13 protein-coding genes are annotated in these 12,740 nt (G+C 74.9%); 7 read left to right on the top strand and 6 right to left on the bottom strand.

Going from position 1 to position 12,740, the window contains the following annotated elements; all coding sequences use genetic code 11:
• Window positions 1-25: 25 nt before the first annotated feature.
• Entirely contained in the window at window positions 26-463 is a 438-nt protein-coding gene (locus tag ACFV2S_RS31935; RefSeq protein WP_385567079.1) for a Fur family transcriptional regulator, read from the top strand.
• Window positions 464-473: 10 nt separating this feature from the next.
• A complete protein-coding gene (locus tag ACFV2S_RS31940) occupies window positions 474-1,439 on the top strand; it encodes a YgfZ/GcvT domain-containing protein (protein WP_385567083.1) in 966 nt (321 codons plus the stop codon).
• A gap of 2 nt (window positions 1,440-1,441) precedes the next feature.
• Here the strand turns inward: ACFV2S_RS31940 and dtd are convergent, their stop codons facing one another.
• Entirely contained in the window at window positions 1,442-1,867 is a 426-nt protein-coding gene (gene dtd / locus ACFV2S_RS31945; protein ID WP_383787709.1) for a D-aminoacyl-tRNA deacylase, read from the bottom strand.
• 139 nt (window positions 1,868-2,006) lie between these two features.
• Between dtd and ACFV2S_RS31950 the strand changes: the two genes are divergently transcribed.
• Window positions 2,007-2,636 carry an ABC transporter substrate-binding protein gene (locus tag ACFV2S_RS31950; RefSeq protein WP_385567090.1) on the top strand — a complete coding sequence of 210 codons (630 nt, stop codon included), beginning with the start codon at window positions 2,007-2,009 and terminating at the stop codon, window positions 2,634-2,636.
• Window positions 2,637-2,688: 52 nt separating this feature from the next.
• Window positions 2,689-3,933 (top strand): GNAT family N-acetyltransferase, encoded by a 1,245-nt coding sequence (locus ACFV2S_RS31955; protein ID WP_385567093.1) that lies wholly within the window; start codon window positions 2,689-2,691, stop codon window positions 3,931-3,933.
• Between the two features lie 4 nt (window positions 3,934-3,937).
• Here ACFV2S_RS31955 and ACFV2S_RS31960 read toward each other — a convergent pair whose 3' ends face one another.
• The gene (locus ACFV2S_RS31960; RefSeq protein WP_385567123.1) at window positions 3,938-4,657 is read right to left on the bottom strand and encodes an ABC transporter permease; all 720 of its coding nucleotides are present in this window, start codon (window positions 4,655-4,657) and stop codon (window positions 3,938-3,940) included.
• A 109-nt stretch (window positions 4,658-4,766) separates the two neighbouring features.
• The gene (locus ACFV2S_RS31965) at window positions 4,767-5,735 is read right to left on the bottom strand and encodes an ATP-binding cassette domain-containing protein (protein WP_385567097.1); all 969 of its coding nucleotides are present in this window, start codon (window positions 5,733-5,735) and stop codon (window positions 4,767-4,769) included.
• Window positions 5,736-5,845: 110 nt separating this feature from the next.
• Here ACFV2S_RS31965 and ACFV2S_RS31970 point away from each other — a divergent pair, with 110 nt between their 5' ends.
• The 3 genes from ACFV2S_RS31970 to ACFV2S_RS31980 all read left to right on the top strand — a co-directional run bounded on the left by ACFV2S_RS31970 (window position 5,846) and on the right by ACFV2S_RS31980 (window position 9,441).
• A complete protein-coding gene (locus tag ACFV2S_RS31970; protein WP_385567100.1) occupies window positions 5,846-6,700 on the top strand; it encodes a TetR/AcrR family transcriptional regulator in 855 nt (284 codons plus the stop codon).
• Entirely contained in the window at window positions 6,697-7,350 is a 654-nt protein-coding gene (locus ACFV2S_RS31975; protein ID WP_385567103.1) for a TetR/AcrR family transcriptional regulator, read from the top strand. The genes ACFV2S_RS31970 and ACFV2S_RS31975 overlap by 4 nt, the downstream gene beginning before the upstream one ends.
• Window positions 7,351-7,419: 69 nt before the next feature.
• Window positions 7,420-9,441 (top strand): HelD family protein, encoded by a 2,022-nt coding sequence (locus ACFV2S_RS31980; RefSeq protein ID WP_385567108.1) that lies wholly within the window; start codon window positions 7,420-7,422, stop codon window positions 9,439-9,441.
• On the opposite strand, the gene ACFV2S_RS31985 is transcribed toward ACFV2S_RS31980, so the two are convergent.
• From ACFV2S_RS31985 to ACFV2S_RS31995, 3 genes are all read right to left on the bottom strand, one after another.
• Window positions 9,362-10,366 carry a helix-turn-helix transcriptional regulator gene (locus ACFV2S_RS31985; protein WP_385567111.1) on the bottom strand — a complete coding sequence of 335 codons (1,005 nt, stop codon included), beginning with the start codon at window positions 10,364-10,366 and terminating at the stop codon, window positions 9,362-9,364. The genes ACFV2S_RS31980 and ACFV2S_RS31985 overlap by 80 nt on opposite strands.
• Complete coding sequence (locus ACFV2S_RS31990) at window positions 10,363-11,796, bottom strand: MFS transporter (protein ID WP_385567115.1); 1,434 nt, start codon at window positions 11,794-11,796, stop codon at window positions 10,363-10,365. The genes ACFV2S_RS31985 and ACFV2S_RS31990 overlap by 4 nt, the downstream gene beginning before the upstream one ends.
• Window positions 11,797-11,884: 88 nt before the next feature.
• Window positions 11,885-12,370, bottom strand: a complete 486-nt coding sequence (locus tag ACFV2S_RS31995) for a MarR family winged helix-turn-helix transcriptional regulator (protein ID WP_385567119.1) — start codon at window positions 12,368-12,370, stop codon at window positions 11,885-11,887.
• Window positions 12,371-12,740 lie beyond the last annotated feature (370 nt).

Raw genomic sequence — 12,740 nt, forward strand, 5'->3', positions numbered from 1 at the left:
GCCGCGTCCTCCTAGACTGGGGGGCGTGGTGAGCACCGATTGGAAGAGCGACCTGCGGCAGCGCGGCTACCGGCTGACGCCGCAGCGCCAGCTTGTCCTGGAGGCCGTGGACACGCTGGAGCACGCGACTCCGGACGACATCCTCGGCGAGGTCCGCAGGACGGCCTCCGGGGTGAACATCTCCACCGTGTACCGGACCCTGGAGCTCCTGGAGGAGCTCGGGCTCGTCAGTCACGCGCATCTGGGGCACGGGGCCCCGACCTATCACCTCGCCGACCGGCACCACCACCTGCACCTGGTGTGCCGGGACTGCTCCGAGGTGATCGAGGCGGACGTCGAGGTGGCCGCCGAGTTCACCGGGAAGCTCCGTGAGACCTTCGGCTTCGAGACGGACATGAAGCACTTCGCGATCTTCGGCCGCTGCCGGGACTGCTCGAACAAGGACACGGCCGGCGAGTCGTAGGCTCTGTTCCATGAAGAGCCCTCTGTTGTCCCTGCCCGGCGCCGTCCCCGCCGAAGGCCGCGACGAAGGCGTCGCCGCGCACTACGGCGACCTGTTCCGCGAGCAGCGCGCCCTCTCCGAAGGCAACGGTTTCGTCGACCTCTCGCACCGGGGCGTCATCGCCGTCTCCGGTGACGACCGGCTGAGCTGGCTGCACCTGCTCGTCACCCAGCACATGACCGATCTGCCGCCGGGGCGGGCCACCGAGGCGCTGATCCTCTCCGCCAACGGGCACATCGAGCACGCCCTGTACCTCGTCGACGACGGCGAGACGGTGTGGGCGCACGTCGAGCCGGGGACGCGCGAGGAGCTCCTCGCGTACCTGGAGTCGATGAAGTTCTTCTACCGGGTGGAGGTCGCCGACCGCACGGAGGACCTCGCGGTCGTCCACCTCCCGGCCGGTTCCATCGCCGAGGTGCCCGAGGGCGCGGTCGTACGGGAGACCGCGCAGGGCCGCGACCTGTTCCTGCCGCGTGCCGCCCTGGAGTCCTTCGCGGCCTCGCACGGGCCGGCCGCGGGGATCCTCGCGTACGAGGCGCTGCGGGTGGAGGCGCACCGGCCGCGGCTGGGCTTCGAGACCGATCACCGGACGATCCCGCACGAGGTCGGCCTCATCGGCAGCGCCGTCCACCTCCAGAAGGGCTGCTACCGGGGCCAGGAGACCGTCGCCCGGGTGCAGAACCTGGGGAAGCCGCCGCGCCGTCTCGTCTTCCTGCACCTGGACGGCAGCGAGGTGCTGCTGCCGGGCCACGGCACCCCGCTCCGGCTCGCGGCCGACGGCGAGGAGGGCCGTCAGCTGGGCTTCGTGACGACGGCCGTCCGCCACCACGAGCTCGGCCCGATCGCCCTGGCCCTGGTCAAGCGGAACGTGCCGGTGGACGCCCCGCTGATCGCGGGGACGACGGCGGCGGCGCAGGAGACGGTCGTCGAGCCGTAGGGCTACACGTCCAGGAGCACCGTGAACGGGCCGTGGTTCGTGAGCGAGACGCGCATGTCCGCTCCGAAGCGGCCCGTCTCCACGTGGGCGCCCAGGAGGCGGAGCTGGGCGACCACCTCGTCGACCAGGGGTTCGGCGACGGGGCCGGGGGCCGCGGCGTTCCAGGTGGGGCGCCGGCCCTTGCGGGCGTCTCCGTAGAGGGTGAACTGGGAGATGACGAGCAGCGGCGCGTTCACGTCGGAGCACGACTTCTCGTCGTCCAGTACCCGGACGGACCAGAGCTTTCTGGCCAATTGGGCCGCCTTCTCGGGGGTGTCGTCGTGGGTCACCCCGACCAGGACGCACAGCCCCTCGCCGGTGATCTCGCCGACCGTCTCCCCTGCGACGACGACACTCGCGCCGTCGACCCTCTGCACCACTGCTCGCATGCGCACCAACCTACCGAGCGGGCCCCGGGCCGGAGGACGAGGGGCCGAACGGGTGCAGAGCGCCTGCACGTGCACAGGGAGGAGTGGCACCATGCGTGGGAGGCGGTGCGGTTCCGCACCGGTCGAGGGGACGATTCTCATGAGTGCACCTGGCACCGGGCCGACGCCGTCCGGTCCCGTACCGCTGATCCGCTCCGGAACCAGGGGCGGAGGACCGGGCGGAGGCCCCGTGACGCGCCCACCCGTGCAGCGGACCTCCGAGCCGGCGGACCGCCTGCGGGCCGACCGCCCGCAGCCCGATCTCGGCGCCCTGCGGCTGCCCGAACTGCGCGCGCTGCGCCGGGACGCGCAGAGCGACGAGGCCGACCTGAGTTACGTACGCCGGATGCTCCAGGGCCGGATCGACATCCTGCGCGCCGAGCTGGCGCGGCGGACGGACCCGGAGGCCCCGGTCCTCGACCGGCTCTCCGAGATCCTCGCCGACGTGCCCTCGCGGCACCGCAGCTCGGCGCGGCACGTGACGCTGTCGACGCCGCGCGGCGAGGAGTACCGGCGGCTCGCGGCCGAGATGCTGTCGGAGGTCGAGCTGTCGGACCTGACGGCCCGCACGGACGAGGAGCTGCACGCGGCGATGGGGCGGCTCGCCGGGTACGAGCAGCAGATCTCGCGGCGCCGCCAGCACCTCCAGCGGACCGCCGACGACTGCAGCGCGGAGATCGCCCGCCGCTACCGGGAGGGCGAGGCGCAGGTCGACGACCTGCTGGCCTGACCCGCCGGAAACCCGGGTGCGGGGCGCCGGAGGCCGTGCGTAGGGTCGGGGGATGAGTGTCGACGTGCGCACGGTGACGGAGTCCGACTTCCACGACTGGCAGCTCGCCCTGCGCACCGGGTTCCTCCGGACGCCGGTCGTCTCCGACGAGGAGCTCGCCGACCGGCTGGCGCACGCGGACCTCGCGCGGACGCTGGGCGCCTTCGACCGGGACCGGATCGTCGCCACCTTCCGGTCCTTCCGGCAGGAGGTCAGCACGGTCGGCGGCGGGAGTCTCGTCGCCGACGCGATCACCCAGGTGACGGTCTCGCCGACGCACCGCAGGCGCGGGCTGCTCAGCCGCATGATGGCGGCCGACCTCGCCGCCGCGCAGGAGCGGGGCGACGCGATCGCGACGCTGATCGCCGCCGAGTACCCGATCTACGGGCGGTTCGGCTTCGGCGCGGCCAGCTGGGCCGCCGAGTGGAGCGTGGACGTGCGGCGGGCGGGTCTCGACCCGCGCCGTTCGGGCCGCCCGGAGGACGGCGGCCGGATCGATCTGACGGACGGCGACGAGATCCGCAAGATCGGCCCCGCGGTGCACCGTCGTCTCGCCGGTGTCCGCGCCGGGGTCACCGACCGCGACAAGCGGGGCTGGGAGCTGGGCACCGGCCTCGGCCACCAGAGCCATCCGTGGCGGGAGCCGTACTACGCGGTGTACCGGTCGGCGTCCGGCGAGGTCGAGGGGTACGCGGCGTACAGCGCCGACGACAAGTGGGACGACGCGAAGCAGCCGCTGAACACGGCGACCGTGCGGGACCTCATCGCCGTCACCCCGGCCGCCGAGCGGGCCCTGTGGCACTACCTCTGCTCGATCGACTGGGTCGCCACCGTCCGCTCCGGCTACCGGGCGCCCGACGACCCGCTGCCGCTGCTCCTGCCGGACCCGCGGGCGGCCAGGACGCTGACGTACGTGGACATGCTGTGGGTGCGGGTCCTGGACGTGGTCCGGGTCCTGGAGAGCCGCACGTACCCGGTGGAGGAGAGCCTCGTCCTGGAGGTGCGGGACGCCGACGGGCTCGCGGGCGGGCGGTTCCGGCTCGACGCCTCCCCGGCGGGCGCGTCCTGTGCCCGCACCACCGCGTCGGCCGATCTCGCGTTCGACGTCGCCGAGGCGGCCACGCTCGCGTTCGGCGACGAGTCGGCGGTGCGGCTGTCCCGGCTCGGGCGCGTCGAGGAGCTGACGCCGGGGGCGGCGGCCCGCGCGGACCTGCTGTTCCGCACTCCGCTGCGGCCGTTCTCGCCGGACATCTTCTGACGGGTCACCTGGTACGGAGGCGGAAGAGGAGCCCCGACGCGGCGAGTGCCAGGGCGAGCAGGCCCGCGCACCAGGCCAGCGCGATCCACGGGGCGTCGCCGACCGGCCGGTCGAGGAGCAGGCCGCGCATCGACTCGATGAGCGGGGTCACCGGCTGGTGTTCGGCGAAGCCGTGCAGCCAGCCGGGCATGGAGTCGATCGGGACGAACGCGCTGCTGGGGTACGGCAGGAACATCATGAAGAAGGTCACCGACCCGGCCGCCTCCGGCGATCTGGCGACGAGTCCGGCCGCCGCCGACAGCCAGGAGACGGCCGTGATGAAGGCGAGCAGCAGCCCGGCCGCGGCGAGCCAGCCGCCCGGGCCGGCGGTGGGCCGGAAGCCGATGAGGAAGGCGACGCCGAGGACGAGGGCGGTGGAGAGCGTGTTCCGGGCGACGGCGGCGGCGACGTGTCCGGCGAGCAGGGGGGTGCCGCCGATGTCGAGGCTGCGGAAGCGGTCGACGACCCCGCGCCGCATGTCCTCGCTGACGGCGACGGCGGTGCCCGCCGCGCCGAATCCGGCGCAGAGGACCAGGACGCCGGGGACGACGTAGGTGACGTAGGCGGTGTGGGCGGTGCCGGTGTCGATGGCTCCGCCGAAGAAGTAGACGAAGACCAGCATCAGCATGATCGGCATCATCAGTGAGGTGATGACGGCGTCGAGGTTGCGCCGGCTGAGCCGGATGCCGCGCCCGGCGAGGGTGCCGGTGGCGGCGAGGGCGCCGGCGGCGGGGCGGGCGCTCGCGGCGGGGCGGGTGCTCGGCGCGGTGGGGGCGCTCGTGGCGGTGGGGGCGTCAGACACGGGTGGGCTCCTGGTCGGTCGCGGCCCGGGCCGTGGGGCCCGTGGTCTCCGTCAGCGTCAGGAAGACGTCGTCGAGGGTGGCGCTGTGCAGGGCGAAGCGGGCGATGTCCCGGCGTTCCGGGTCGAGTTCGTCGAGCAGGGCGCGGACGTGGGCGGCGCTGCCGTCGGTGGGGACGCCGAGGGTGAGGGTGTCGGGGGAGTGGACGGTCGCGCGGCCGGCGAGCCGCAGGTAGCTGTCGCGGTCGGCGGTCACGAGGTCGAGGCGGTGTCCCGCGTACCGCGCCTTCAGTTCGGCGGGGGTGCCCTCGGCGAGGGTGCGGCCGCCGCCGAGGACGGTGACGCGGTGGGCGAGCCGGTCGGCCTCCTCCAGGTACTGGGTGGTGAGGAAGACCGTGGTGCCGGTGTCGGAGAGTGCGCGGACGGCCTGCCAGAGCTCCTGGCGGCTGCGCGGGTCGAGGCCGGTGGTGGGTTCGTCGAGGAACATCACCCGGGTCGTGCCGGGGTCGCGGACGAGTCCGGCGGCGAGGTCGAGGCGGCGGCGCATGCCTCCCGAGTAGGTCTTCGTCAGGCGGTCGCCGGCCTCGGCGAGGCCGAACCGTTCGAGGAGTTCGGCGGTGCGGCGGGCGGCGGCCGGGCGGGAGAGTCCGGAGAGGCGGGCCACGGTCCGGAGGTTCTCGGCACCCGTCTGGGTCTCGTCGACGGCGGCGAACTGACCCGTGAGGCTGATCGCGCGGCGCACCCGGGAGCGGTCGGTGACGACGTCGTGCCCCGCCACGCGCGCGTGGCCGCCGTCGGGGGTGGTGAGCGTGGCGAGGATCCGGACGGTCGTGGTCTTCCCGGCCCCGTTGGGCCCGAGCAGGGCGAAGACGGTGCCGGGCTCGACCCGGAGGTCGAGGGCGTCGAGGACGCGGACCTTCCCGTAGGTCTTGGAGAGGGCGGTGGCTTCGACGGCAGGAGGCATGGCTGTGCTCCTCGGGTAGGGCGGACCCGCGTACTGCGTATGCCATACGCGTTACTGCGTAAGGGTTACGCATTACTAGGATGGGCGTCAAGCGCGCGAGGTCGTGCGGGGTGGTGCGAGGTGCGGAGGCGGAGCTCATGGCGGACGGCGCGGGCGGGGTGTCCGGTCGGGACGGCGGTGGCGGCGGGGACGGCCGTGACGGCGGCGATGCCGGGAGCGGTGACGGCGGGACCTTCCTGCCGCCGGGCGTCGAGGCCGCCTGGGGGCTGCGGGAGCGCCCCTCGAAGGGGCCCAAGCCCGGCCTGACCCTGGACCGGATCGTCGACGCGGCCGTCTCGCTCGCCTCGGCCGAGGGGCTCGACGCCGTCTCCATGGGCCGGGTCGCCAAGGAGCTCGGCGCCTCCACGATGTCGCTCTACCGGTACGTCTCGGCCAAGAGCGAGCTGTACGTCCTCATGACGGAGTACGCCACGGGCGCCCCGCCCGAGCTCTTCCCGCCCGGCACCGGCTGGCGCGAGGCCCTGGAGGCCTGGGCCTGGGGGATGCGCGAGGTCTACCACCGCAACCTCTGGACGCTGCGGGTCCCCGTCTCCGGGCCGCCCGCCACCCCGAACCTGGTCGCCTGGTGGGAGAAGGCCCTCGTCGCCCTGGAGGGGACCGGCCTCGACGAGGGCGCCCGGATCTCGGTGACGCTGCTGGTCGGCGGCTTCGTGAAGAACGAGGCCGTGATGACGGCCGACCTCGCCGCCGCGATCACGGCGAGCGGCGACCGGCCGGAGGAGGTCCTCGCCCGCTACGCCCGCACCCTGCGGCGGCTCGCCGACCCGGAGAGGTACCCGGCGGTGGCGCGGATGCTGGACTCGGGCGTGATGGACGTGGCCGACGAGCCGGAGGCCGAGTTCCGCTTCGGGCTCGCCCGGATCCTGGACGGGGTCGCGGTGCTGGTGGAAGGGAGCGCCTCGTGAACCGGGACGACGCCGAGCCGGGGTACGTGAAGCCCGAGTACCCGACCGGGCTGCGCGAGCGGAAGAAGGAGCGCACCCGGCAGGCCCTGTCGGACGCCGCCATCGCGCTGTTCCTGGAGAGGGGTTTCGACGGGGTCTCCGTCGCGGAGGTGGCCGCCGCCGCCGAGGTGTCGAAGCCGACGCTCTTCCGGTACTTCCCCGCCAAGGAGGACCTGGTCCTCCACCGGTTCGCCGACCACGAGGGCGAGTCCGCGCGCGTGGTGGAGGCCGGGAAGGTCTACGGCACGCCGCCGCTCGACGCGCTGTACGAGCACCTGGCCGAGGGGCTGGAGCGGCGCGACCCGGTCACCGGGCTCTGTGACGTGCCGGCGGTCCTGGCGTACCACCGGCTCCTGTACGGGACGCCGGCCCTGCTCGCCCGGGTCCACGGCTTCCAGATGAACTCCGAGGCCGCCCTCGCCGAGGTGCTCGGCGGCGATCCCCTGGCGGCGCGGCTCGCGGCCGGGCAGATCGTGGCGGTGCTCCGGATCCTCGCGGACGACAACGTGGCGCGGCTCGCGGCCGGGGATCCGGTCGAGGAGGTGGCGCGGGACGCGGCGGCCGCGGCCGAGGAGGCGTTCCGGTCGCTGCGGCAGGGGCTGCCGTACTGAGGAGACCGCACGCCCGCGTGACTCAAGTAAAAAACGTAACCCGGTAACGTTTCCGCTAGGCTTGTCGGAATGACGTCACTGGACCTTGAGCTCGCCCGCGAACGCTCCCACCACGACGCCTGCCGCGCCGCCCTGATCCGCATGACCGAGGACGTGGCCGAGCAGGTCGTCACCGGCGAGGACGTCGCCGCGTCCGGCGCCGACGCCGAGGCGCTCGGCTACCACCTCCGCACCCGCGCCAAGGAGATGGGCGAACAGCCGCCCGGGCCGCTGTTCTTCGGGCGCCTCGACCGCGAGGACGGCCAGATCCACCACATCGGCCGCCGCCGGATCGCCGAGCACCCGGCCGCCCCGCCGCTCGTCGTCGACTGGCGCGCACCCGTCTCCCGCGCCTACTACCAGGCCGGCGCGCACGACCCGCAGGGCGTCCTGCGGCGCCGCCGCTTCGGCTGGGCCCCGCACAGCCGGGGCGCGACCGAGGACCTGACCGCCCTGGAGGACGAACGCCTCGCGGACGGCGGCACCGGGACCGTCAGCGCCCTCGTCGCCGGCGAGATCGAACGCCCCCGGGTCGGCCCCATGCGGGACATCGCCGCCACCATCCAGCCCGAACAGGACGACCTCGTACGCTCCGAGCCCGCCGCCTCCCTGTGCGTGCAGGGCGCGCCCGGCACCGGCAAGACCGCCGTGGGCCTGCACCGGGCCGCGTACCTCCTCTACACGCATCCGCAGCGCGTCCGCCGCTCCGGCCTCCTCGTCCTCGGCCCGCACCGGGCCTTCCTCGCGTACATCGCCGAGGTGCTGCCCTCGCTCGGCGAGACCGGGATCCGGCAGGCCACCCTCGACGACGAGATCGCCCGCCACCCGGTCCGGGCCGAGGACGGCGAGGCGGCGGCCCGGGTCAAGCACGACGTCCGGATGGCGGGGGTCCTGCGGCGGGCCCTCTACGGCAGGGTCGACCCGGCCCCGGCGGAGGACCTCGCGGTCCCCGACGGCTCCTCCCACTGGCGGCTCCCGGCGACGGAGCTCGCGGCGATCGTCGCCGGGGTGCGGGAGGAGGAGCCGCCCTACGCGACCGGCCGCGAGCGGGTCCGCGCCCGGGTCGTGCGGGCCCTCCAGCTCCGGGCCGAGCGCCGCTCGGGTCCGATGGGCGCGGCCTGGGCGCGGCGGATGGAGCGGGCGCGGGCGGTGACGGCGTTCCTCGACGCGTGCTGGCCGAAGACCGGTCCGGAGGAGGTCCTCGCGGAGGTCCTGACGGACCCGGCGGCCTTCGGGGCCCAGGAGGCGGCGGGGCCGCGGGGCCCGGCGGACCCCGGCCTCACCGAGGACGAGGCCGCCGCGATCCGCTGGGCGCGGCCGCCGCGCTCGTACCGCTCCGCGCGCTGGACCGCCGCCGACCTCGTCCTCCTCGACGAGCTCGCGGGCCTGATCGAACGGCCCGAGAGCTACGGGCACGTCGTCGTCGACGAGGCCCAGGACCTCTCGCCCATGCAGTGCCGGGCCGTCGCCCGCCGCACCGCGTTCGGTTCGCTCACCGTCCTCGGGGACCTCGCCCAGGGCACCACCCCCTGGGCCGCCCGCGACTGGGACGAGCAGCTGGCCCACCTGGGCAAACCCGGGACGCCCGTCGTGCCGCTCACCCTCGGCTACCGCGTCCCGGCCGCCATCGTGGACCTCGCCAACCGGCTGCTGCCCGAGCTCGGGGCCGACGTGCCCGCCGGGCGCTCGGTCCGCCGGGACGGCGAGGTGACGGTCCACCGGACGGCGGACCTGGCCGCCGGGGTCCGCGCGGCCGTGCGGGACGCGCTCGCGGCGGAGGGCTCCGTGGGGGTCGTCACGGCCGACCACCTCGTCGACGCGGTGGCCGCGGCCGCCGCCGGGGGCGGGACGAGGGTGACCGTGCTGCCCGCGTCGGTCGTCAAGGGCCTGGAGTTCGACCATGTGGTGGTCGTCGAGCCCGCCGCGATCCTGGCGGCCGAGCCGCGCGGCGCGAACCGGCTGTACGTGGTGCTCACCCGGGCGGTGTCGCGGCTCGCGCTGGTGCACACGGGGGAGCTGCCGGCGTTCCTGGAGCCCCGTACAGGGCGGTGAGCTCGGCGCCGATCCGGGCCAGGGCGGCGCGCGCCGCGGGCGGTTCGAGCAGCTCCACGCGGGCGCCGAGCCCGGCGAGCCGGGCGGCGACCACCTCGGGGGAGGGGCCGTCGGCCTCGAAGGCCGTCCAGCCGCCCGGGGTCCGCTCCCCGTACCGGATCCGGCCGCCGAGCAGGCCCTCCAGGACGGCGCCGGTGCCCGGGGCGGCCCGGCCCCGGACCGTCGCGGCGACCATCCGGTCCTCCATGCGGGCGGCGAGCGCGCGCCAGGCGGTGGCGAGGTCGAAGCCCTCGGGGCGCACGGCGGCGGCGCCGGTCTCGGCGACCGAGGCGACGCGGCCGACGCGGAAGGTGCGCAGGCCGTCCGCCGTGTCCGCGAGGAGGTAGCGGACCCCGGACTTCGCGACGATCCCGAGCGGCTGGACGGTCCGCTCGCGCGGCTCGCCGCCGGGGCGGGCGTACCCGATGCGCACCTCCCGCTCGTCGACCACGGCCCGCTGGAGCGCGGCCAGCAGGGCTTCCTCCGTCTCCGCGCCCGTCCAGTCGGCGCCGTCGACGGTCCCGGCGCGGGCGGCGGCCTCGGCGCCGGCGCGCAGCGGCGCGGGGAGGGCGCGGACGAGCTTGCGGAGCGCGGTCCGGGTCTGCGGGTTCGCGCCGGCGTCCGGTCCGGTGAGGAGGAACAGTTCCCGGATCTCGGGGGCCGTGAGGCCGGTGAGGTCGGTACGGGCTCCGCCGACGAGCGACCAGCCGCCGCCCTGACCGGCCTGCGAGTACACCGGGATCCCGGAGGCCGCGAGCGCTTCGAGGTCCCGGCGGGCGGTGCGCTCGGACACGCCCAGTTCGGCGGCGAGTTCGGCGGCGGTGACACGCTGCCGCGCCCTGCTCTGGAGGAAGAGCAGGGCGGCGACGAGTCGGTCGGCTCTCATGCCGCCATTGTCATCCGCCGGTCCTCGGCGGTGGTGGCCGCCGGACGCCTCAGGACGGTGAGGGCGACGGCCAGGGCGACGAGGAGGAGTCCGGCGCCGACGCCGAAGGCGAGGTGGTAGCCGCCGGTCAGGGCCTCGGGGGCGGGCCTTCCGGCCGCCGTGAGGGTCTCGGTGCGGGCGGCGGCCAGGGTGGAGAGGACCGCGACGCCGAGGGCCATGCCGATCTGCTGGGTGGTGTTGAAGAGCCCGGAGGCCAGGCCCGCGTCCGCCTCCCGTGCGCCGGACATGGCGAGTCCGGTGAGGGCGGGGAGCGCGAGCCCGAAGCCCGCGGCGAGCAGCATCACCGGGAGCAGGTCGGTGGCGTACGAGGCGTGGACGGGGACGCGGGCCAGCAGGCCGAGGACGCCGACGAGCAGGACCAGGCCGGTGAGCAGGACGTTGCGCTCGCCGAAGCGGGCGATGAGGGGGGCCGAGACGCCGAGCGAGACGGCGCCGATGACGAGCGCGGCGGGGAGCATCGCGAGGCCGGTCTCGGCGGCTCCGTATCCGAGGACCTTCTGCAGGTAGAGGGCGACGAGGACCTGGAAGGAGAAGAGCGCGGCGACCATCAGCATCTGGACGGCGTTCGCGCCGGCGACGCTGCGGGAGCGGAGGATCCGCAGCGGCATGAGGGGCTGCGCGGCCTTCGCCTGGCGGAGCAGGAAGCCGGCCAGGAGGGCGAGGGCGAGGGCCCCGAGGCCGAGGGTGTGCGCCGAACCGGCCCCGTACTCCTCGATCTTGACGACGGCGTAGATCCCGGTCATGAGGCCGGCGGTCACGAGCAGCGCGCCGGTGGCGTCGGCTCCGGCCCGCAGGCCGAGGCTGCGGTCGGCCGGGAGGGCGCGGACGGCGACGAGGAGCGCGGCGACGCCGATGGGCAGGTTGATGAAGAAGATCCAGTTCCAGGCGAGGGCGTCGGTGAGGACGCCGCCGAGGACCTGGCCGAGGGAGGCGCCGGCGGCGCCGGTGAAGCTGAACACGGCGATGGCGCGGGCACGGGCGCGGGGTTCGGTGAAGAGGGTGATGAGGATGCCGAGGCCGACGGCGGAGGACATCGCGCTGCCGATGCCCTGGAGGAAGCGGGCGGCGATGAGGACGGCGGGGGTGGCGGCGACGCCGGCGAGGAGCGAGGCGGCGGTGAAGACCCCGGTGCCCGCGAGGAACATCCGCTTGCGGCCGATGAGGTCGCCGAGCCGGCCGGCGAGGAGGAGGAGCGAGCCGAAGGCGATCAGGTAGGCGTTGACGACCCAGCTGAGGCCGGCGGGGGTGAAGCCGAGGTCGCCCTGGATGGCGGGCATGGCGACGGTGACGATGCTGCCGTCGAGGACCGTCATCAGCATGCCGGTGGCGAGGACGCCGAGGGCGAGGCGGGGGCTGGCGGGCGCGGACATGGGGACCACTCCTGTTCGTCGGAGGCGACAGGAGTGACATTAGCAGAAGGTTTTGTTGCAGACTATTTTTTACGGGAGGGGTTCGGGGTCATCCGCGCTGACGGGCCCGGCGGGCGGGCGTCGGGCTCTCGACGGGGGTCGCGAGATGGCCGGTGGCCAGCCGGTTCAGGGCGCGCAGCAGGACGGTACGCTCCTCGGCGGGAAGGGCGGCGAGGGCGCCCTCGTGGACGCCGTCGACGATCGCCTGGCTCTGCCGGGCGACCGCGGCCCCGGCCTCGGTCACCGCGATGATCCGCGCCCGGCGGTCGGTGGTGGACGGCCTGCGCTCGGCGAGCCCGGCCTTCTCCAGGGCGTCGACGGTCACCACCATCGTCGTCTTGTCCATGTCCCCGATCTCGGCGAGCTGCGCCTGCGTCCGCTCCTCCTCCAGGGCGTGCACCAGGACGCAGTGCATGCGCGCGGTGAGCCCGATCTCCGCGAGGGCGGCGGCCATCCGGGTGCGCAGGACGTGACTGGTGTGGTCGAGGAGGAAGGAGAGGTCGGGTTCGGTGCGGGTGGGTGCCATGGCTGTCATGCCTGCCAGGGTAACGAGCATGGGTCCGTCACGGACGGTCCCGAAGCGGACGAACGACGGCCGGCGCCTGCCGGGACGGCGCCTTGTGCGGGCCTGCACCCGCTGGGGCTGCGCCCCCGCGCCCGTGTGGCGCCTCGCCTGCTGCCCGTGTGTCGCCTCGCCTGCTGCGCGTGTGGGCCTCCCGCCGCTGCCCGTGTGGGCAATCGTCCCGCTGGGGCGGGACGGGTGGGCACACGGGACGGCGCGCTCAGCGGCGCCTCCGCGTTCCGGGCCTGGACCCGCACCATCAGGGCGGCGCACCTGTCGGTGCGGGTCAGGGCGCGGGAGCCTAGGCCCGGCAAGAGGCGCCGTCCGTTGTGCCCACCCGTTC

It is taken from the genome of Streptomyces sp. NPDC059695 (genome assembly GCF_042733785.1).
GTDB lineage: Bacteria > Actinomycetota > Actinomycetes > Streptomycetales > Streptomycetaceae > Streptomyces.

Coding starts and splice junctions, on each gene's coding strand:
- ACFV2S_RS31940 (WP_385567083.1), top strand. CDS start 474: ATGAAGAGCCCTCTGTTGTCCCTGCCCGGCGCCGTCCCCGCCGAAGGC.
- dtd (WP_383787709.1), bottom strand. CDS start 1,867: ATGCGAGCAGTGGTGCAGAGGGTCGACGGCGCGAGTGTCGTCGTCGCA.
- ACFV2S_RS31950 (WP_385567090.1), top strand. CDS start 2,007: ATGAGTGCACCTGGCACCGGGCCGACGCCGTCCGGTCCCGTACCGCTG.
- ACFV2S_RS31955 (WP_385567093.1), top strand. CDS start 2,689: ATGAGTGTCGACGTGCGCACGGTGACGGAGTCCGACTTCCACGACTGG.
- ACFV2S_RS31965 (WP_385567097.1), bottom strand. CDS start 5,735: ATGCCTCCTGCCGTCGAAGCCACCGCCCTCTCCAAGACCTACGGGAAG.
- ACFV2S_RS31980 (WP_385567108.1), top strand. CDS start 7,420: ATGACGTCACTGGACCTTGAGCTCGCCCGCGAACGCTCCCACCACGAC.
- ACFV2S_RS31985 (WP_385567111.1), bottom strand. CDS start 10,366: ATGAGAGCCGACCGACTCGTCGCCGCCCTGCTCTTCCTCCAGAGCAGG.
- ACFV2S_RS31990 (WP_385567115.1), bottom strand. CDS start 11,796: ATGTCCGCGCCCGCCAGCCCCCGCCTCGCCCTCGGCGTCCTCGCCACC.
- ACFV2S_RS31995 (WP_385567119.1), bottom strand. CDS start 12,370: ATGACAGCCATGGCACCCACCCGCACCGAACCCGACCTCTCCTTCCTC.